Origin of the sequence: Achromobacter sp. 77 (genome assembly GCF_020541125.1) — a bacterium.
Lineage (GTDB): Bacteria > Pseudomonadota > Gammaproteobacteria > Burkholderiales > Burkholderiaceae_B > Achromobacter > Achromobacter mucicolens.
Map to the genome: position 1 here is coordinate 4,884,694 of NZ_CP059848.1, position 19,025 is coordinate 4,903,718.

Here is a 19,025-nt window from a genome sequence, read left to right on the forward strand (position 1 = left end):
CGCCATGCAACCCTGCTTTCGAACGTTGCGCGCGCTATGCGCCGCCGTCCTGCTGAGCGCGACGGGCGCCGCCCAGGCGGGCGCCTATCCGGATAAACCAGTGCGGCTGATCGTGCCCTACGCCGCCGGCGGCGGCACCGACACCGCCGCGCGAATGATCGCGCGCAAACTGGCGCCCCTGATCGGGCAGCCGGTGGTGGTTGAAAACAAACCTGGCGGCGCCACGCAGATCGGAACCGCCTACGTGGCCAGCGCGCAGCCGGACGGCTACACGCTGCTGATGGGCACGGCCAATCTTGCGACCAACAGCGTGCTGTATGCCAAGCTGCCCTATGACGTGACCAAGGATCTGACGCCGGTGATCGGGGCCACGGATGTGCCCGTGTACCTGCTGCTGCCGGCGGCCAGCCCGCTGCGGACATTGGAAGACATCAAGCGTGCCGCCACCGCGCAGCAGGGCCTGACCTACGCCACCGCCGGCACGGGCAGCATCCCGCATCTGGCCGGCGAGCAGTTCGCGCACGAGACGGGCATTGCGCTGCGCCACATTCCGTACAAGGGCAGCAGCGAGGCCGCCACCGCGCTGGTCGGCGGGCAGGTTCAGATGAGCTTTGACAACCTGCCCCCGGTATATGCCCAGGTCAAGGCGCAGCGGCTGCGGCCCATTGCCATCGCGGCGCAAAAACGCAACCCCGATCTGCCCGACGTGCCCACGCTGGCCGAGCTGGGCGTGCCGCTGTCGGCCTCGTCGTGGTGGGGCGTGATGGCGCCTGCCGGCACGCCGAAGGACGTGATCGGCCAGCTCAACCGTCAGATCAACGCCGTGTTGGCCGACCCCGAAGTGCGCAGCTATTTCACCGGCCTTGGCATGCAGCCTACCGGCGGCACGCCCGAAGCGTTCGGGCAGCACATCGCCGACGAAACCCGCAGATGGCGCGCCGTCGTCAAGCAGGCGGGCGTCAAAATCGAGGAATAAACCATGCCGGATACGCAAGATCGCTACGCGGGCGATGCCCTGCCGGACCTGTGCGCACGGGTGCGCCGCTTCGTTGACGAGGTCGCGATACCTGCCGAGTCCCCGGCCATCGCGCGCGACGTGGCCGCACTCGACCGTTGTGTCGCCCAATTGCGCGCAAGGGCAAAAGAGGCCGGTCTGTACGCGCCCCAGTTGCCCGCGCAGTGGGGCGGGCTCGGGCTGGGCTGGCGCGCACTGGCCGAGGTGCTGGAAGAAGCCGGGAGAAGCTTTCTGGGCCCCGCGGCGTTGAACTGCGCCGCGCCCGACCAGCCCAACATGCTGACGCTGCTACGTCTGGGCAACGCTGCCCAGCAGGAGCGCTTTCTGGCGCCGCTGGTGCGGGGAGAGCAGCGGGCCTGCTTCGCCATGACCGAACCGGCGCCGGGCGCCGGCTCCGACCCGTCCATGCTGCGCACGCGGGCCGAGCGGCGCGGTTCACGCTGGGTGCTGAACGGCCACAAGCAGTTCATCAGCGGCGGCGTGGGCGCGGACTTTGCCCTGGTGCTGGCACGCGGCGAGACCGGTGCCACCTTGTTCCTGGTGCCTGCCGACACCCCGGGTTACCGGGTGGTGCGCGACATCGGCATGGTCACGGGCTACCAGATCGGCGGACATGCCGAGATCCTGCTGCAGGACTGCGAGGTAGGCGACGACGCCGTGCTGGGTGAACCGGGCCAGGGCCTGGCCCATGCGCAACTCAGGCTGGAGCCCGCACGCCTTTCCCACTGCATGCGATACATCGGCCGCGCCCGCCGCGCACTGGAGACGGCGCAGGCCTATGTCGCGCAGCGCGAGTCCTTCGGTGCGCGTCTTGCGGACCTGCAGCAGGTGCAGGCGATGATCGCGGACTCGCACATCGACCTGCATGCCAGCCGCCTCATGACGCTGGATTGCGCGGCCCGCATGGACGCGGGCCTGCCGGTAAAGCAGCACAGCGCCATGACCAAGGTTTTCGTGTCCGACGCCGTGAACCGCGTGGCCGATCGCGCCGTGCAAATGATGGGCGCCTTGGGTCTGTCCGACGACACGCCCGTGTCGATGATCTGGCAGGAGATGCGCCCTTTCCGCATCTATGACGGCGCCAACGAACTGCACCGCGCCACGCTGGCGCGCCGGCTGATGGCGCAAGCCTGAGCCTCAATGGAGACGACGATGGACAATCCCCGATTCCAGGCCTGGCGCCTGCACGCCGGCGCGGCGGGCGAGCCGCCGCAGGGCCGATTCGAGACGCTGACCGCCGACCAGTTGTCCGCGGGCGACACGCTCATCAAGGTGGCCTATGCTGGCCTGAACTACAAGGATGCGCTGGCGCAGGCCGGACGCGGCGGCATCGTGCGCGACTACCCCCGCATCGGCGGCATCGACCTGTCCGGCACCGTGGTGCATTCCGCCGACCCCGCGCTTTCGCCGGGCCAGGAGGTCGTCGTGCACGGCTTCGGCATCGGCGTGGATTGCGACGGCGGCTATGCGGAGTTTGCGCGGGTGCGCCATGACTGGGTGCTGCCGCTGCCCGCGGGCATCGGCCTGCGCGACGCGGCCGTGCTGGGCGCAGCCGGCTACACCGCCGCGCTGTCGCTGCACTGGATGGAACACTGCGGACTGACGCCTGCGCGCGGCGACGTGCTGGTCACCGGCGCCACGGGCGGCGTGGCCAGCGTCGCGATCGACATCCTGAGCCAGCGCGGCTACCGCGTCTGCGCCATGACCGGCAAGCCGGACGCCGGGGACTATTTGCGCGCGCTCGGCGCCCACGAAGTGATTGCCCCGCCCGATCTGTCGGCCGGCATCAAGCCGCTGATGAGCGCGCGCTGGGCGGGCGTGATCGACTCCGTGGGCGGCGCGCCGCTGGCCCACGCGCTGGCCAGCGTGAAACCGGACGGCGTTGCCGCGGCCTTCGGCAACGCGGGCGGCGCGGAGCTGCCCACGTCGGTCATCCCCTTCATCCTTCGCGGCATCAAGCTGCTGGGCATCAACGCCAACAGCCCCATGCCGTTGCGGCGCGAGGTCTGGAACAAGCTTGCCGGTGAATACCGCCCCGCGCACCTGGACTTGATCGCACGCGTCATCGAACCCCGCGAGCTGCCGCAAGCGCTTGCCGCCCTGCTCGAACGCGGCAGCACCGGCCGCAGTGTCGTCCGCTACTCCTGAACGCCGATATCCATGAACCCGTCTGCTCTCCCCTCCCTGTCCCGCCTCTTCGATCCGCAAGGGATTGCCATCGTCGGCGCCTCGGCCACGCCCGGCAAGATCGGCGCGATGCCCGTCAGCCTGCTGTTGCAGCACGGCTACGGCGGCCGCATCGTCCCCGTGAATCCGCGCGCGGACACCATCGCTGGCCTGCCTGCCGTGCCCGGCCTGGACGCGCTCGACGCGGGCATCGACCTGGCCATTCTGGCGGTGCCCGCAGCCCACGCCGCGCAGGCGCTTGAACGCGCCCGCCCGGGCCAGGTAGGCGCGGCTGTGGTGTTTACCTCCGGCTTTTCCGAAACCGGCGCGCAGGGCGCGGCCGAACAGGACCGGCTATGCGCCATCGCGCGCGAGCGCGGCATCCGCCTGCTGGGACCGAATTGCCTGGGCTTCATGAATGTGCGGCGCAACGTCTACGCGACGTTCTCGCCCGCGCCCGCCAACGGCATCGTCGCCGCCGGCGGCATTGGCATGGTGACGCAAAGCGGCGCGTTCGGCGCCTACGCCTACAGCATGGCGCGCGAGCGCGGCCTAGGCCTGTCGCACTGGATCAGCACCGGCAACGAGGCCGACATCGACGTTGCCGACTGCATCGAATGGCTGGCCGGCGATACGCACACCCGCGTCATCATGGCCTACATGGAAGGCTGCCGCGACGGCGCCAAGCTACGCCACGCGCTGTCCGCGGCGCGCGCTGCCGGCAAGCCCGTGGTCGTGACCAAGATCGGCCGCACCCAGGCCGGCGCGCAGGCCGCGGCCTCGCACACCGCGGCACTTGCCGGCGACGACGCCGTGTACGACGCGCTGTTCCGCCAGTACGGCGCCCTGCGCGCGCGCACCATCGAGGAATTCTTCAACCTGGGCTATGCGCTGGACACCTGGAAGCACCCGCCGCAAGGCCGCCGCCTGGGCATCTTCACCATTTCCGGCGGCGTGGGCGCGCTGATGGCCGACGACGCCGCCGACAGCGGACTGACGCTGCCCGAACCGGCCGCGGACGCGCAGGCCAGGCTGCTGGAACGCGTGCCGTTTGCCAGCGGCCGCAATCCCGTCGACGTCACCGGCCAGGCCGTCTCCGAACCCGGGCTGCTGCTGGCCACCGCCGACGACATGCTGGCCGATGGCCGCTACGATGCCCTGGCTGTCTTCCTGGCCGCCGCGGGCTCGTCCGAAGCGCTGTGGCCCACCTTCGAAGCCTTCGCGCGGCAGATGCAGGCGCGCCATCCCGACGTGCCGCTTGCAATTAGCGCCCTGTTCCCGCCTGCGCGGCGGCGCGAACTGGAGCGTCTGGGCTGCCTGGTCTTCCCGGATCCCAGCGCCGCCGTCCGCACGATCGCCGCGGTGGCCGCCATGGCATCCCATTCCGGCCGCGGAACGACGCAAGCGGATCCCGCCCCGGACACGACTAACCGTGCGCCGCTGCGCGAAACCTATACCGAAATCCAGGCCATGGAACTGCTGCGCGACGCCGGCATGCCGGCTTCCCCGAGCACGCTGGCGGTTGATGCCGACGCGGCCGTGCGCGCCGCCGGCGACCTTCGCGCGGCGGGCCAGGACATTCCTGTCGTCCTAAAAGTGGTCTCGCCAGATATCACGCACAAAAGCGACGTGGGCGGCGTCAAGCTCAACATCCGGGGCGAAGACGCGGTGCGACAGGCTTATGCGGACATCATGGCCGCGGTAAGCCAGCATCGCCCCGACGCCCGCGTCGAGGGGGTGCTCGTCGCGCCCATGGCGCCCAAGGGTGTGGAATGCATCGCTGGCGTGCATTGCGACCCCGTGTTCGGGCCCGTGGTCATGTTCGGACTGGGCGGCGTTTTCGTCGAGGTGCTGAAAGATGTCAGTTTCCGGCTGGCGCCCTTTGGCCGCGATGAGGCCCTGGACATGATTCGCGAGATCAAGGGATACGCGCTGCTGCAGGGCGCGCGCGGGGCGCCCCCGTGCGATGTGGATGCCCTGGCCGACGCGCTGGCCACCCTATCCCGGTTCGCGCATGCGAGAGCGGGGGATTTCAGCTCGGTCGAGATCAATCCCTTGCTGGCGCTGCCCGAGGGACAGGGCGCGGTGGCGCTGGACGCGGTGGTGATTCGGAAAGGCCAGCCCGCATGATGCGCTGAGCACTGGGGCCAGTTCCGTCTACTGCTCCTTCAGCCCCAACGATTTCACCAACGGCGCGAACAGTTTCTTTTCTTCCTGCACGCGCGCGGCATAGTCGGCCACGCTCAGCGGTATTGCCTCGGCGCCCGCATCCAGAAAGCGCTTCTGGATCTCCGGCCGCGCCAGCACCTTGTTGATCTCGGCGTTCATGCGTTCGACCACATCATCGCGGGTACCCGCGGCCGCATACACGCCGAACAGGCTGTCCGCGAACACGCCGTCAATGCCGGCCTCGGTAAAGGTGCGGATGTCTGGCGCCACGGCCGCGCGTTGCCGGCTTGCCAATGCCAGCACCTTCAATTTGCCCGCCTGCACCATGGGAAAGACCGTGGCGGGACCAAACGCGAAATCGATCTGGCCCGCAGCCAGGTCTTGTATCGCCGGCGCCACGCCGCGATACGGCGCATGGGTGGCCTGCATGCCCGTGGCCTGCTTGAGCAGCTCGCCAGCCAGATGCGGCGTTGTGCCGTTGCCGGCCGACCCGTAATTCAAAGGATCGGGCCGCTTGCGCGCGTATTCCACGAACTCTTCGAGCGTATTGACGCCGAGCGAGGACCGGACAAACAGGAACAACTGGCTGTTGGCCAGCAGGGCAACCGGCCGCAAGTCCCGCTGCGAGTCGAACGGCATGTTGGCGAACATCAGCGGGTTGACCGATTCGGTTGTCGACGGATTGAGCAGGAAGGTATGGTTGTCGCGGCCATTGCGAACCACCTCGGCCCCCGCCAGATTGCCGCCCGCACCGCCACGATTCTCCACGATGACGGTCTGCTTCAAGGCCTCGGCCAAGTGCGGCTGCACGGTGCGGGCCAGCACGTCGACCAGCCCGCCGGGCGCCAGCCCCACGACCAGACGAACGGGCTTGGTGGGCCACGCCGCAGACGATGTTTGTGCATGGCTGCCCGTTGTCCAACCCGCCAACGCCAGCATCATCACGGCCAGACAACGTCTACGCAGCAGCATGCAATTCTCCTTAAGGGGGGCTCTACCCCGCGATCATGCGCCCGGTGCGTCACGCGCCGCACCACGGTGAACCGCCCTGATTGCGCATCGCGGCGGCGGCCCCGCATGTGCCGCTCATTCTTCACAAAAGTTTAAGCATAAAGAATCCCGGATAACCCTAGCTTGCCGGCGGCAGGCCAGGCTTCCCTATTCGGTGGTCTGTGACAGTTCGTGCTCCAGCCCGGACTCCAGCTGCCGCGCCACGCGCCCCAGTCCCCGGTTCAGGGGCCATACGATGGAAAGGTCAAGACCGCCTTCCACATCGACGGGTACGACGTTCAACCCATGTCGACGCGCGTACAGGCCGCTCATGCTATCGAGGATGGCCACGCCCAGGCCGCGTTCCGCGAAGGCGCAGGCGGCCGAGTACTGATTCACCTCGATCACGGGCAGAAAGGGCAACCGCTCCTGCTCGAACTGCCGCGCCGTAAGCGCCCCCACCTGCAAGTGGCGACTGAGCGAGATATAGGGGATGTCCGCCAGATCGGACAAGGCGAGACGACGGCGGTCCGCCAGCGCGTGGCCGGCCGGCATCACGGCCTGCAGGGTCAACCGCGCCAGCGTGCGCTGACCCACGTTCGGCAGCGCGGCCGAGCCGATCACGATGCCGATATCGATACGCTGATCGGCCGCCAGCCCCGCCACGCCCAGCGTCATGTCCGTACGCACGCTGACGCGCACACCGGGCTCGCGGGCTTGCAACCACGCCATCGCACCGGGCAGGATGCTCGCGCCCACGGCCGCCACCGCCCCCACGTCCAGCCTTGCCTGCGCCCCGCCCCGCATGCTGGCCGCCACCCGTTCGGCGTTGTCCATCGCAGCAAGCGCATGAACGATCTCCGGCAGCAACATGCGGGCCTCGGCGGTCAGTGCCAGCCGGCGTTTCTCGCGGCTGAACAGCGCAAAGCCCAACTTGTCTTCCAGCGACTTCAGCATCGCGCTGGCCGCGGGCTGCGACATCCCGGTGGCCGCAGCCGCCAACGTGACGGAACCGGTTCGCCCCACCGCTTCAAACAGCGCCATCTCGCGTTTATTCATGCAACCCCCGTTGTTCATACATATTCATGTATGAAATGACTAAATATATATATTTGACTATATCAATCCGCCTACCGGACACTGGCTCCACATCACAACAGCCGGCGCCGCTTCGATGCGGCACACGGCAATACCGCGAGGAGACAACGATGCAGACGAGACCTGGCGCTCACCCCCGCAGGCTGCTGGCCAGATTGCTTGCACCGCTGCTTGGCAGCGCGCTGCTGGCTTTCGTGGCCCCCGCCCTGTCCGACACCCCGGCCGGGGGCACGATCCGGATCGTCGTCGGCGCCCCGCCGGGTGGCGCGCCCGACACCGTGGCCCGCATCGTGGCGCAGCACATGCAGGTGGGTGGCCGTGCCGTGATGGTCGAAAACAAGAACGGCGCCGCCTCCATGATCGCGGCCGCCTATGTGGCCCGCGCGCGGCCCGATGGCAACACCCTCTTGCTCGCCAGCCAGACGACGGTCGCGGTCGCGCCGACGCTGCAGAACGTGACGACGTTCGACCCCATGAAGGATTTCACCGGCGTAGCGTTGGTGGGCAGCGCGCCGCAGGTGCTGCTGGCCGGGCCGAAACTGCGCGCCAACTCCGTCCAGGAACTCATCGCGCAGGCCAAGGCCGCGCCGGGCGAGATCGATTTCTGCTCGGGCGGCATCGGCACCTCGCCTTACATGGCGGCCGTGCTGTTTGCCCAGACCGCGGGAATCGAACTGCACAGCATCCCGTTTGCCGGCGAACAAGCCTGCATCACTGAAATGCTGGCAGGCCGCCTGCCGTTCATGTTCGCCAATGCCTCGACGGCCCTGCCCTACATGAAGGACCAGCGCCTGCGCGCCCTGGCCGTGACGAGCACCGCGCGCGTCAGCTTCGCGCCGCAGTTACCTACAACGGCCGAAGCGGGCCTCAAGGACTACGAGGTCGCGACCTGGCTTGGCCTGCTTGCCCCCGCCGCCACGCCGCCCGACGTCGTCAACGCCCTGAACGCAGAAGTGCGCCGCGTGCTGCGCCTGCCGGATGTGCGCGAGAAGCTGCAGGCGCAGGGCTATGCGCTGTCGGACGACAGCCCGGCGGCGTTCACCCGCTACTACCAGGCCGATCGCGACAAATGGGTGCGGCTGATCCAGACCGCCGGTATCAAGCAGAACCCCTGAGCGCCGACGTTTGAATGCGTTTCCCGACCCTGAACCTTTTCGAGCATCCCATGAGCCGTACCCAGCCCGCCGCTTCTTCCGACGACCCGCGCACCGTGTTGGGCGTCCATCACAGCCCTGTCGCCGGCAACATCCCGCCCGGCGCCTGCGATTGCCACGTGCATATCTTCGGCCCCTTCGACCGCTATCCGCTTGCCGAAAACCGCGTGTTCATGCCGGGCCTCGCCTCGACCGACGATCTGCTGGCGCTGCACGCGGCGCTTCGGGTTGACCGGGCAGTGGTTGTGCAGGCCAGCCCGCAAGGCACCGACAACCGCTGCATGACAGATGCCCTTGCCACCCTGAATGCGGCAGGCCATGCCTCGCGCGGGGTGGCGGTACTGGCGCCCGATATCTCGCGCGAGGGCCTGCGCGCGCTGCATGCGGCGGGCGTAAGAGGCGCGCGCGTCAACCTGCAATCGTTCGGCCAGCAGGATCCGGCCATCGCCCGCGATGCGCTGACGCGCACCGCCGAGCAAGTCGCCGACCTGGGTTGGCATGTGCAGATCTACACCACGCTGCCGGTGGTTGCCGCGCTGGCGCCCGCGCTGCGCGACTGCCCCGTGCCGATCGTGATCGATCACTTCGCATTGGCGAGCGCCGTCGCCGGCACGGGCCAGCCCGGCTTCGATGCGCTGCTGGAGACGGTGGCAACGGGCAATGTGTACGTAAAGCTCTCCGCGCCGTATCGCCTTACGGTCTGGCAGGACGGCCGCCCGCCCATCCAGGCGCGCGAGATCGCACGCGCCCTGATCGATACGCGGCTCGACCGCATGCTGTGGGGCACCGACTGGCCGCATTCGGGAGCGTGGCCGGGTGTGGCGCGCACGCGGGATCGCAGCGAACCGCTGCATCCCATCGACGATGGCGAACAACTGTCGGCGTTTTGCGCGTGGGTGAGCGAAAAGGAGAAGCAGGCGATCCTGGTGGATAACGCGGCGCGGGTTTATGACTTTTAGCGCGTCGGAATACCGAATGCCCGGTACTCCGGGCCGCGTCACAGCACTACCTATTTCTCTCCGTGACTACGGAACATCCCTTGAAATTGAAACGTGCAGAGTCTTCCAGCAAGTTGAGATAGGGGCTCAGAGGATTTTCGGGAAAGGCTCGCGCATACGTAATCGATATGGGCCCCCAATAGACCTCCCTCCGGGCCTCGCATCTGAACTCTCGAATCGAGATATCACCCGCGTCATCAGCCGTCGCAGCAGTCACCTTCTTGTACATGAATCTTTGGCCGGAAAACGTACTGCTTCCCGGCATTAGCCCCTCGGCTTGAGTGACTCGCCATCTCCAATTGCGAAAAGGCTCGTAGCTGATGCGATAAGGAGACCCATGAACGGATTCACTGCTCGCATTGGATAGGTGGATGTGCATTCGTGCAGGCCAGAATATATTCAGCAGAATGACGGAGAGCACCACTGCGCCCCAACCGAGCCACTTCTTGCCGCCAAGCAACATGATGAGCCAGCCTGCTAGCGCCAACTGGATTCCAAATCAGTTCAGCCACGGCGGAATCTCGTTATCGCTCCACGGCCGGTATGTGACGTTGTAAAAACCAGCCAGATTGGCAACGACGGTGAGCAAAGCGCCGACGACAGCAAGGCGACTTGTCAACCGGACAGTTTTAATACTGGGTGCAAACATCACGATAATTTCATCCTCCGGGTTTGAGCTTCCGTTGCAGTAGTTGCCAGTGCACATCGGAGAACGCCAACTCACATCCGATAAAGCCAACGCGCCTGCCACATCCGCGATGCGGCGATACGATATAGAGATCGATTGCACATTCGAATCAGACAGGTTCGAAAGTCGTTATCAAGCAGGAGCGCAGGTATCGGCGAGGCTCCAGATTGCTAAGCGGAGCGGCCGGGGTTTCACGCGGGACATGATTCCACCCTGTTTGTCCGCATCCGATCACATCTCCCCGAGGCGTCGCTCTCACCAGGATGCCGAGCCCCTGTTCTCCCCGAAGATGTAACAGCGCCCCTCCCCCCCTTGAACCTCCAAACATCATCCCTATAATTAGCACTCGACACCGGTGAGTGCTAACACCTCCCGGGGCAAACCGACCATTCACTTACTTTTAGTTAACAGGAGTTCCTCATGGCCTTGCGTCCCCTGGGCGATCGCGTGATCGTCAAACGCCTCGAAAACGAGCGCAAGACTGCCTCGGGCATCGTCATCCCGGACAGCGCCGCTGAAAAGCCCGACCAGGGTGAAGTCGTGGCCGTCGGCCCCGGCAAGAAGACCGAAGACGGCAAGATCCTGCCGGTTGACCTGAAGGCTGGTGACAAGGTTCTGTTCGGCAAGTACGCCGGCCAGTCCGTGAAGGTTGATGGCGAAGAACTGCTCGTCATCCGCGAGGACGAAATCCTCGCCGTGGTCCAGTAAACCCTGCCTCAAACGAATTTTCGAAGGAAGCTAAGACATGGCTGCCAAGCAAGTATTGTTCGGTGATGACGCCCGTGTGCGCATCGTCCGTGGCGTGAACGTTCTCGCCAACGCTGTCAAGACCACCCTGGGCCCCAAGGGTCGCAACGTCGTGCTGGAGCGCTCGTTCGGCGCCCCGACCGTGACCAAGGACGGTGTGTCCGTCGCCAAGGAAATCGAACTGAAGGACAAGTTCGAAAACATCGGCGCCCAACTCGTCAAGGACGTCGCATCCAAGACCTCCGACAACGCCGGTGACGGCACCACGACCGCCACCGTGCTGGCCCAGGCCATCGTTCAGGAAGGCCTGAAGTACGTTGCCGCCGGTTTCAACCCCATCGACCTGAAGCGCGGCATCGACAAGGCTGTCGCCGCTGCCGTCGCCGAACTGCAAAAGCAATCCAAGCCGGTCACGACCAGCAAGGAAATCGCCCAAGTCGGTTCCATCTCGGCCAACAGCGATTCCTCCATCGGCCAGATCATCGCTGACGCGATGGACAAGGTTGGCAAGGAAGGCGTCATCACCGTCGAAGACGGCAAGTCGCTGGAAAACGAGCTGGACGTCGTCGAAGGCATGCAATTCGACCGCGGCTACCTGTCGCCCTACTTCATCAACAACCCGGACAAGCAAGTCGCCGTCCTGGAAGACCCGTATGTCCTGATCTTCGACAAGAAGATCAGCAACATCCGCGACCTGCTGCCCGTGCTGGAACAAGTCGCCAAGTCGAGCCGTCCCCTGCTGATCATCGCGGAAGACGTCGAAGGCGAAGCGCTGGCCACCCTGGTTGTGAACAACATCCGTGGCATCCTGAAGACCACCGCCGTCAAGGCGCCTGGCTTCGGCGACCGCCGCAAGGCCATGCTGGAAGACATCGCCATCCTGACGGGCGGCACGGTGATCTCCGAAGAAACCGGCATGTCGCTGGAAAAGGCCACGCTGGCTGAGCTGGGCCAAGCCAAGCGCATCGAAGTGGGCAAGGAAAACACCACGGTCATCGACGGCGCTGGCGACAGCAAGTCCATCGAAGCCCGCGTCAAGCAAGTGCGCGTGCAGATCGAAGAAGCCACGTCCGACTACGACCGTGAAAAGCTGCAAGAACGCGTGGCCAAGCTGGCCGGCGGCGTTGCCGTGATTCGCGTTGGCGCTGCCACCGAAGTCGAAATGAAGGAAAAGAAGGCTCGCGTCGAAGACGCCCTGCACGCCACCCGCGCTGCAGTGGAAGAAGGCGTTGTGGCTGGTGGCGGCGTTGCGCTGCTGCGCGCCAAGCAAGCCATCGCTGACCTGAAGGGCGACACGCCTGACCAGAACGCCGGCATCAAGCTGATCCTGCGCGCTGTGGAAGAGCCCCTGCGCACCATCGTCACGAACGCCGGCGAAGAAGCCAGCGTCGTGGTCAGCAACGTGCTGAACGGCAAGGGCAATTACGGCTACAACGCCGCGACCGGCGAGTACACCGACCTGGTCGAGCAAGGCGTGCTGGATCCCACCAAGGTGACCCGCACCGCCCTGCAAAACGCTGCCTCCGTCGCCAGCCTGCTGCTGACGGCCGAAGCCGCCGTTGTTGAACTGGCTGAAGACAAGCCCGCTGCTCCGGCCATGCCCGGCGGCATGGGCGGCATGGGCGGCATGGACTTCTAAGTCCCGCTGTTCTTGCAAGGCCTCCCCGGCTTCGGCCGGGGAATGCAGTATCCAAAAACCCCCGGTCCTTCGCCCCGGGGGTTTTTCTTTTGTCCGGCCGGATATCTTTGCGTGTTGTTTCAGCGGCGCCGGATTTCCCGGGGTTGGCAAACTTTTGCCAACAATCTGCCCGTATCTGGGGCTTGCATGCGTCCCTACAATGAAGGTTCGTCTCACCGAGAACCTGCCCATGCGACTGCCCCGAACCGTGCTGCGTATCCTGCGCCCCTCCCAGATCGGCGGCCTGCTGGTGGACTCGGCCAAGCAGTGGTCCAGTCATCGCGCGTCCAGCAAGGGCGCGGCGCTGGCGCTGTACATGGTGTTTTCGTTGGCGCCGATGCTGCTGCTGGTGATCGCGGTGGCGGGCGCCTTCTTCGGGGAAGAAGCGGTTCGCTCCGAGCTGTTTGCGCAATTGCGCGACCTGATCGGTGATCGCGGGGCCGAGGTGATCCAGACCGTGCTGGCCAGCGCCCACGAATCGGGCAGCGGCTGGGTGGCGGCGCTGGTGTCGATCTGCGTGCTGATTTTCAGCGCGACCACGGCCTTTGCCGAGCTGCAGGCCAGCCTGGACGAATTGTGGGACGTGAAGGCCAACCAGAAGAGCGGCCTGCATGGACTGGTGCGCAGCCGACTGCTGTCGTTCGGACTGGTGCTGGTGCTGGCGCTGTTCCTGCTGGTGTCGCTGACCGTCAACGCGGCGCTCGCGGCGGCCAGGGGCATCTATGGCTCGCTATGGGCCAACTCGACGTTCTCGATCATGGCGGAATGGGCGTCCAATCTGTTTTCGTTTTCGGTGGTGGCGGCACTATTCGCGGTGATCTTCAAGCTGCTGCCCAGCGCCAAGATCTCGTGGCAGGACGTGATCCCCGGGGCCATCGTGACGGCCGGGCTGTTCCTGCTGGGCAAATGGGGGATCGGGCTGTACCTGAGCCGCGGCGCGGCGGTGTCGGCCTATGGCGCGGCCGGGTCGCTGATCGCGCTGTTGCTGTGGATCTGGTATTCGGCGCAGATCTTCTTCTTTGGCGCGGTCTTCACGCGCCAGTTTGCGCTGCGCTTTGGCAAGGTGGAGCGGCCGCGCACGCCGTCCGCCGAACCGCCGGTTCAATCGCCCGCGCAATCGCCCACGCACACGCCCACGCAATCGCCCACGCAATCGCCCACGCAGCCGCCCGCCCAATCGCCCGTGCAGACGCCCCCGACCGACGCCTGACCTTCGGGCTTCACGCCTGCCGCGTCTGATGCAAGGGCGGCAGTGCTGCGCCAAGCCGGTCGCTCCAGACCTGCATCTCGTGCCAAAGCGCCGGCGGCACGGGCAAGCCGAGGCGTTGGCGTTCCGCTTCGTGCGTGGCCTCCGGGTCGCCAGGCATGCGAGGCTTGCCGGGCGCTTCCGATAGCTCCATCGCCATTCCCGCCACCACCGACGCCAGGGCCGCGCCCCCCGCGAAGCGCGCCGGATCGATGACGATGAAGAAAGCGCCCAGTTCGCGCGGCCGGTCCAAGGCGTCGTACATGGGCGAGATGTGCGGGCCGTGAGGGTTGCCGTTCAGCGGTCCGCACAGCAGCTCGATCATCATTGCCAGGCCATAGCCCTTGTAGCCGTATTCCTCGCCGCCCAGCGGACGCAGGGCGCGCGCAGCCTGCGCATCGGTGGAGTCGTCGCCCCGCCCGTCCAGCGCCACGCCCGGCGGCAGCACCGCGCCGTCGCGCCGCGCGTTCATGACGCGGTTCCACGGAATGGCGGTTGTCGCCATGTCCAGGCAGAGCGGCTGTCCGCCCGCACGCGGAAAGGCGAGCGAGATGGGATTGGTGCCGAAAAAGGGCTCGTGGCCGCCGAAGGGTGCGGCGATGGAATCGGAATGCGTGAAGGCGATGCCGATGAGACCCTGCCGGGCCGCCGCGCGGCTGTACAGGCCGATCGCCCCGCAGTGAGACGAGTCGCTGACGCCCACCGCCGCCACCCCAGCCTCGCGCGCCAGGTCGATTGCCAGCGCGTTGGCCCGATGGGCCACCACGATGCCCTGCCCCCGGCCGCCATGCACCTGGGCGGCTCCCGGCCCCGTCCGATCGACGCGTATGTCCGGCCGGGCCAGAATCGACCCATGCGACACGCGGTTCAGGTAATGCGGCAGGCGCGCGATGCCGTGCGAATCGATGCCCCACAGGCTGGTCTGCGCCAGGCTTTGCGCCAGGCAGCGCGCGTCATCGGCCGGAAAATCCTGCGCCAGCAGGCACGCCGTGGCCCAGCGTTCCCAGTCGATGGCGGTCACGCGGCGGTCGGCGTTCATGTCCTGTCTCCTAGGTGGCCGCCTGCACGGCATGGATCACACCGTGCTCGCGCAGCGCTTCCAGATGCTTGGTCAGGGCGCCCACGAACTCGGCCGAATTGCCCAGGTCGCCGAACACCGGTTTGAAACGCGCCAGCACCGTCGCGCGCCGCTGCGCCGCCTGCGACGGCATGGCGGCATGCGCGGCCACCTCGGCACGCGCCAACAGGCGGTCAAGGCGCGCGGCAATGGGGTCCTGGATGGGGTAGGCGCTGCCCTGCTCGTCCTCGCCGCGCAGGTAGTTCAGCCATGCGGCAACCGCCAGGCACAGACGATCGATGCCGTGGCCGGCACGCAGCCGGTCGCGGATGGTGTCCAGCAGGCGCTGGGGCAGCTTCTGCGATCCGTCCATGGCGATCTGCGACAGCGGATGCGGCAGCGCCGGGTTGGAGATCCGTTCCAGAAACCGCAGACGGTATTCCACCAGCCCCGTGTCGGGAATGCCGCGCAGGGTCGGGGCGATCTCTTCGCGCATCATGGCGTCGACGAACGCCCGCAGGGCGGGCGTGTTGGCGGCATCGGCCACCGTATGCAGTCCCAGCGTCGCGCCCAGGTAGGCCAGCGCCGAATGCGGCCCGCTGACCATGCGCAGCTTCAGACGCTCGTAGGGCGCCGCATTGCGCACGAAGGTGGCGCCTCCGTACGCGTCCCAGGCAGGGCGGCCGGCGGCGAACCGGTCTTCGATCACCCAGTTCAGATAGGGCTCGCCCAGCACGGGCCAGGCATCCTCGACGCCCAGGCGTTCGGCGATCCGCCGGCGGTCCTGGTCTTCGGTGGCCGGCACGATGCGGTCGACCATGGAATTCGGAAACGTGCAGTGGCGGTCGATCCAGTCGGCTAAGGTCACGTCGACGCGCAGCGCAAAGGCCAGCACCAGGCTGCGCAGCGTGTCGCCGTTGCCGCGCAGGTTGTCGCACGACAACAGCGTGATCGGCGGCAGGTCGCGTTCGCGGCGCAGCGCCAGGCCGTAGACCAGGATGCCGATGGTGCTGCGGGGCCGGATGGGGTTTTCCAGATCGTGCACGATGTCCGGATCGTCCCAGCGCAAATGCCCCGTGGCCGGTTCGTGGCTGTAGCCCTTTTCCGTCACGGTCAGGCTGACGATGCGGGTCTGCGGATACGCGATGCGTTCGAGAACGGCGTTGGGGTCTTCCTCGGCCACCATCACGCGCAGCACGGATCCCACGATACGCAGGTGTTCGCGGTCCTGGCCGTCCGGACCGGCGTCGCGCACGGCCAGCGTGTACAGCCCGTCCTGGGGCGTGAGCGCATCGCGGGTGGCGGGGTGGCGCAGCGAGACGCCCAGAATGCCCCAGGTGAGGTCGCCGCTGGCTTGCATGGCCTGATCGGTGACAAACGCCTGATGCGCCCGATGAAAGGCGCCCAGCCCAAGATGGACGATGCCCGGCGTCAGCCGGCTACGGTCGTAGCTGGGCTTTTCAACGTCGGCGGGCAGACGTGGCAATGACTCCGAATTCAAACGTTCAAGCATGGGTGCGCTATGCCTAAAAGGGGAGACGCCAGGGTATAGCATGCCCCGAGCCGTCTTCGCTACATCACCGCGCCCAGTTGCCAGGGTACGAATTCATTTTGTCCGTAGCCGTGCGTCTCGCTGCGGGTGCGCCGGCCCGACGCCGTTTGCAGCATGAGCTGGAAAATTCGCTCGCCCATCTGCGCCACGCTTTGCGCGCCGTCGACGACCTCGCCGCAATTGATGTCGATATCGTCGGACTGGCGCTGCCACAGCGCCGTGTTGGTGGACAGCTTGAGCGACGGCGCGGGCGCGCAGCCATATGCGGACCCGCGGCCGGTCGTAAAGCAGATCAGATTGGCGCCCCCGGCCACCTGCCCGGTGGCCGAGACCGGGTCGTAGCCCGGGGTGTCCATGAAGACCAGCCCGCGCGTATGCACGGGCTCGGCGTACTCGTAGACGTCGGTGAGATTGGTCGTGCCGCTCTTGGCGATGGCGCCCAGCGATTTTTCCAGGATGGTGGTCAGCCCGCCCGCCTTGTTGCCGGCCGAGGGGTTGTTGTCCATCTCGGCATCGTTGCGGGCGCAGTAGTCTTCCCACCAGCGCACCCGCGCCAGCAGCTTGTCCGCCACGGCGGGCGATTGCGCGCGGCGCGTCAGCAGGTGCTCGCCGCCGTAGATTTCCGGCGTCTCGGACAGGATGGCCGTGCCGCCGTGGCGCACCAGCAGGTCCACCGCGGCGCCCAGCGCCGGATTGGCGCTAATGCCGGAATAGCCGTCCGACCCGCCGCATTGCAACCCCACGGTCAGGTGGCTGGCGGGCACGGGCTGGCGCTGGACGCGGTTGGCCTGGTCCAGCATGCGCTCGACCAGTTCGATGCCGCGCGCCACCGTCTTACGCGTGCCGCCGGTGTCCTGGATGTTGAAGGTGTGCAGCATGCCGCTTTCGCGCAGATGCTCCTGCTCCATCAGCCCCCCGATCTGGTTGGTCTCGCAACCCAGCCCCACAACCATCAGCCCGCCGAAGTTGGCATGCCGGGCGTAACCGCCCAGCGTGCGCCGCAGCACGCGCAGTGGTTCGCCGTCGCTGCCGGTGGCGCAGCCCGCGCCATGCGTCAGCGCCACGACGCCGTCCACGTTTGGACAGGCGGCCAGGGCCTCGGGCCGGATGTCGCGGCGGAAGTGATCGGCGATGGCGCGCGCCACCGTGGCCGAACAGTTCACGCTGGTCAGGATGCCGATGTAGTTGCGCGTGGCGATGCGGCCGTCGGCGCGCACGATGCCGTCGAACATGGCCGGCGCCCCCACGTAGTCGGTGGGCCGCGCATCTTGCCCCACGGCATAGTCGCGCTCGAAATCCGAGAACTCCAGATTCTGGGTATGAACGTGCTGGCCGGACGCAATGTCCTGCCGCGCCACGCCAATGATCTGGTTGTAGCGGCGCACTGGCTCGCCGGCCGCGATGGCGCGCACCGCCACCTTGTGGCCCGGCGGCACCAGTCCCACGATGGTCACCCCCTCGCCTTCCAGCCTCGTGCCGCTGACAAGCTGGCGTCTGGCGATCACCACGTTGTCCGCCGGGTGGATGCGGATGACTGCCGTATCGGTCTGCGACATGAGAACTCCGGAATACAAGGGGGCCTTGCGGATCAGCCGTCGATCAGGGCGGGATCCCAGGCATGGACGCGCTGGCGCTGTTCGCCCAGGCCCGCGATGCCCAGTTTCATTTCGTCGCCCGCCTTCAGATAAACGGGCGACGGCTTCTGGCCCATGCCCACGCCGGGCGGCGTGCCGGTGCTGATGAGGTCCCCCGGGTACAGCGTCATGAAGCGGCTGACGTACGACACCAACTGCGCCACGCCGAACACCATCGTCCGGGTTCTGCCGTTCTGGTAGCGCTTGCCGTTGACCTCAAGCCACATCTCCAGGTCCTGCGGATTGGGGACTTCGTCGGCCGTGACCAGCCAAGGACCGATGGGGCCGAAGGTATCGCAGCCCTTGCCCTTGTCCCACGTGCCGCCGCGTTCGATCTGGTATTCGCGCTCGGACACGTCGTTCACCACGCAGTAACCGGCCACGTGCTTCATGGCGTCGGCCTCGCTGACATAGCGGGCCTTCTCGCCGATCACCACGCCCAGTTCGACTTCCCAGTCGGTCTTGACCGATTCCTGCGGCAGCACGACCGGATCGTTGCAGCCCACCACGGCCGACGTCGTCTTCATGAAGACGACCGGTTCGGCCGGCACGGGCAGTCCGGACTCGGCGGCGTGGTCGGCGTAATTCAGGCCGATGCAGATGAACTTGCCCATGCCGCGCCACGGCGGCGCCACGCGGCCGGGCTGCGCAACAAGCGGCAGCGACGCCGGATCCAGCGCGCGCAACTGCGCCAGCTTGGCGGGCACGAGCGACTCGGCGGTAATGTCGGAAATGACGGACGACAGGTCGCGGACCTGGCCCTCTGCGTCAATCAAGGCGGGCTTTTCCGAGCCCTTGGCGCCATAGCGCATCAGTTTCATAGCGGTTTCCTG

The 19,025-nt window shown here is 66.8% G+C and carries 16 protein-coding genes; 9 read left to right on the forward strand and 7 right to left on the reverse strand.

What is annotated here, in order from left to right:
• The first annotated feature begins 4 nt into the window (after positions 1–4).
• Genes H4P35_RS22600 through H4P35_RS22615 form a run of 4 tightly spaced genes read left to right on the forward strand, consistent with a single transcriptional unit; the run spans position 5 to position 5,311 of the window.
• Positions 5–976 (forward strand): tripartite tricarboxylate transporter substrate binding protein, encoded by a 972-nt coding sequence (locus H4P35_RS22600; protein ID WP_226847087.1) that lies wholly within the window; start codon positions 5–7, stop codon positions 974–976.
• A 3-nt stretch (positions 977–979) separates the two neighbouring features.
• Complete coding sequence (locus tag H4P35_RS22605) at positions 980–2,149, forward strand: acyl-CoA dehydrogenase family protein (protein WP_226847088.1); 1,170 nt, start codon at positions 980–982, stop codon at positions 2,147–2,149.
• Positions 2,150–2,167: 18 nt separating this feature from the next.
• Entirely contained in the window at positions 2,168–3,163 is a 996-nt protein-coding gene (locus tag H4P35_RS22610) for an acryloyl-CoA reductase (RefSeq protein ID WP_226847089.1), read from the forward strand.
• A gap of 12 nt (positions 3,164–3,175) precedes the next feature.
• Positions 3,176–5,311 carry an acetate--CoA ligase family protein gene (locus H4P35_RS22615; protein ID WP_226847090.1) on the forward strand — a complete coding sequence of 712 codons (2,136 nt, stop codon included), beginning with the start codon at positions 3,176–3,178 and terminating at the stop codon, positions 5,309–5,311.
• Positions 5,312–5,338: 27 nt separating this feature from the next.
• On the opposite strand, the gene H4P35_RS22620 is transcribed toward H4P35_RS22615, so the two are convergent.
• Together H4P35_RS22620 and H4P35_RS22625 are read right to left on the reverse strand one after the other, a co-directional pair.
• Entirely contained in the window at positions 5,339–6,322 is a 984-nt protein-coding gene (locus H4P35_RS22620; protein ID WP_226847091.1) for a tripartite tricarboxylate transporter substrate binding protein, read from the reverse strand.
• Positions 6,323–6,508: 186 nt separating this feature from the next.
• Positions 6,509–7,399, reverse strand: a complete 891-nt coding sequence (locus H4P35_RS22625) for a LysR family transcriptional regulator (RefSeq protein WP_226847092.1) — start codon at positions 7,397–7,399, stop codon at positions 6,509–6,511.
• A gap of 149 nt (positions 7,400–7,548) precedes the next feature.
• Between H4P35_RS22625 and H4P35_RS22630 the strand changes: the two genes are divergently transcribed.
• Both H4P35_RS22630 and H4P35_RS22635 read left to right on the forward strand, forming a co-directional pair.
• The gene (locus H4P35_RS22630; protein ID WP_226847093.1) at positions 7,549–8,553 is read left to right on the forward strand and encodes a tripartite tricarboxylate transporter substrate-binding protein; all 1,005 of its coding nucleotides are present in this window, start codon (positions 7,549–7,551) and stop codon (positions 8,551–8,553) included.
• Positions 8,554–8,603: 50 nt separating this feature from the next.
• The gene (locus tag H4P35_RS22635) at positions 8,604–9,551 is read left to right on the forward strand and encodes an amidohydrolase (RefSeq protein WP_226847094.1); all 948 of its coding nucleotides are present in this window, start codon (positions 8,604–8,606) and stop codon (positions 9,549–9,551) included.
• 538 nt (positions 9,552–10,089) lie between these two features.
• Here the strand turns inward: H4P35_RS22635 and H4P35_RS22640 are convergent.
• Positions 10,090–10,380, reverse strand: a complete 291-nt coding sequence (locus H4P35_RS22640) for a hypothetical protein (protein WP_226847095.1) — start codon at positions 10,378–10,380, stop codon at positions 10,090–10,092.
• 318 nt (positions 10,381–10,698) lie between these two features.
• Between H4P35_RS22640 and groES the strand changes: the two genes are divergently transcribed.
• The 3 genes from groES to H4P35_RS22655 all read left to right on the forward strand — a co-directional run bounded on the left by groES (position 10,699) and on the right by H4P35_RS22655 (position 13,913).
• On the forward strand, positions 10,699–10,986 hold the full coding sequence (groES, locus tag H4P35_RS22645) for a co-chaperone GroES (RefSeq protein WP_006221616.1): 288 nt from the start codon (positions 10,699–10,701) through the stop codon (positions 10,984–10,986).
• Between the two features lie 37 nt (positions 10,987–11,023).
• Positions 11,024–12,664: a chaperonin GroEL gene (gene groL, locus H4P35_RS22650; RefSeq protein ID WP_056325479.1), complete on the forward strand. Its 1,641-nt coding sequence runs from the start codon at positions 11,024–11,026 to the stop codon at positions 12,662–12,664.
• A gap of 229 nt (positions 12,665–12,893) precedes the next feature.
• Positions 12,894–13,913 carry a YhjD/YihY/BrkB family envelope integrity protein gene (locus H4P35_RS22655; RefSeq protein ID WP_226849523.1) on the forward strand — a complete coding sequence of 340 codons (1,020 nt, stop codon included), beginning with the start codon at positions 12,894–12,896 and terminating at the stop codon, positions 13,911–13,913.
• 10 nt (positions 13,914–13,923) lie between these two features.
• Here H4P35_RS22655 and H4P35_RS22660 read toward each other — a convergent pair whose 3' ends face one another.
• From H4P35_RS22660 to H4P35_RS22675, 4 genes are read right to left on the reverse strand one after another with little or no spacing between them, the layout of a single operon-like run.
• Positions 13,924–14,988: an Ldh family oxidoreductase gene (locus H4P35_RS22660; RefSeq protein ID WP_226847096.1), complete on the reverse strand. Its 1,065-nt coding sequence runs from the start codon at positions 14,986–14,988 to the stop codon at positions 13,924–13,926.
• A gap of 10 nt (positions 14,989–14,998) precedes the next feature.
• Entirely contained in the window at positions 14,999–16,519 is a 1,521-nt protein-coding gene (locus tag H4P35_RS22665) for a mannitol dehydrogenase family protein (RefSeq protein WP_180097815.1), read from the reverse strand.
• Between the two features lie 59 nt (positions 16,520–16,578).
• A complete protein-coding gene (locus tag H4P35_RS22670; RefSeq protein WP_226847097.1) occupies positions 16,579–18,114 on the reverse strand; it encodes a UxaA family hydrolase in 1,536 nt (511 codons plus the stop codon).
• A 32-nt stretch (positions 18,115–18,146) separates the two neighbouring features.
• Positions 18,147–19,013 carry a fumarylacetoacetate hydrolase family protein gene (locus tag H4P35_RS22675; protein WP_226847098.1) on the reverse strand — a complete coding sequence of 289 codons (867 nt, stop codon included), beginning with the start codon at positions 19,011–19,013 and terminating at the stop codon, positions 18,147–18,149.
• Between the last annotated feature and the right edge of the window lie 12 nt (positions 19,014–19,025).

What these genes read in the sequence shown, in the direction of transcription:
- H4P35_RS22600 (WP_226847087.1), top strand. Translation starts at nt 5, where the DNA reads ATGCAACCCTGCTTTCGAACGTTGCGCGCGCTATGCGCCGCCGTCCTG.
- H4P35_RS22605 (WP_226847088.1), top strand. Translation starts at nt 980, where the DNA reads ATGCCGGATACGCAAGATCGCTACGCGGGCGATGCCCTGCCGGACCTG.
- H4P35_RS22610 (WP_226847089.1), top strand. Translation starts at nt 2,168, where the DNA reads ATGGACAATCCCCGATTCCAGGCCTGGCGCCTGCACGCCGGCGCGGCG.
- H4P35_RS22615 (WP_226847090.1), top strand. Translation starts at nt 3,176, where the DNA reads ATGAACCCGTCTGCTCTCCCCTCCCTGTCCCGCCTCTTCGATCCGCAA.
- H4P35_RS22620 (WP_226847091.1), bottom strand. Translation starts at nt 6,322, where the DNA reads ATGCTGCTGCGTAGACGTTGTCTGGCCGTGATGATGCTGGCGTTGGCG.
- H4P35_RS22625 (WP_226847092.1), bottom strand. Translation starts at nt 7,399, where the DNA reads ATGAATAAACGCGAGATGGCGCTGTTTGAAGCGGTGGGGCGAACCGGT.
- H4P35_RS22630 (WP_226847093.1), top strand. Translation starts at nt 7,549, where the DNA reads ATGCAGACGAGACCTGGCGCTCACCCCCGCAGGCTGCTGGCCAGATTG.
- H4P35_RS22635 (WP_226847094.1), top strand. Translation starts at nt 8,604, where the DNA reads ATGAGCCGTACCCAGCCCGCCGCTTCTTCCGACGACCCGCGCACCGTG.
- groES (WP_006221616.1), top strand. Translation starts at nt 10,699, where the DNA reads ATGGCCTTGCGTCCCCTGGGCGATCGCGTGATCGTCAAACGCCTCGAA.
- groL (WP_056325479.1), top strand. Translation starts at nt 11,024, where the DNA reads ATGGCTGCCAAGCAAGTATTGTTCGGTGATGACGCCCGTGTGCGCATC.
- H4P35_RS22655 (WP_226849523.1), top strand. Translation starts at nt 12,894, where the DNA reads ATGCGACTGCCCCGAACCGTGCTGCGTATCCTGCGCCCCTCCCAGATC.
- H4P35_RS22660 (WP_226847096.1), bottom strand. Translation starts at nt 14,988, where the DNA reads ATGAACGCCGACCGCCGCGTGACCGCCATCGACTGGGAACGCTGGGCC.
- H4P35_RS22665 (WP_180097815.1), bottom strand. Translation starts at nt 16,519, where the DNA reads ATGCTTGAACGTTTGAATTCGGAGTCATTGCCACGTCTGCCCGCCGAC.
- H4P35_RS22670 (WP_226847097.1), bottom strand. Translation starts at nt 18,114, where the DNA reads ATGTCGCAGACCGATACGGCAGTCATCCGCATCCACCCGGCGGACAAC.
- H4P35_RS22675 (WP_226847098.1), bottom strand. Translation starts at nt 19,013, where the DNA reads ATGAAACTGATGCGCTATGGCGCCAAGGGCTCGGAAAAGCCCGCCTTG.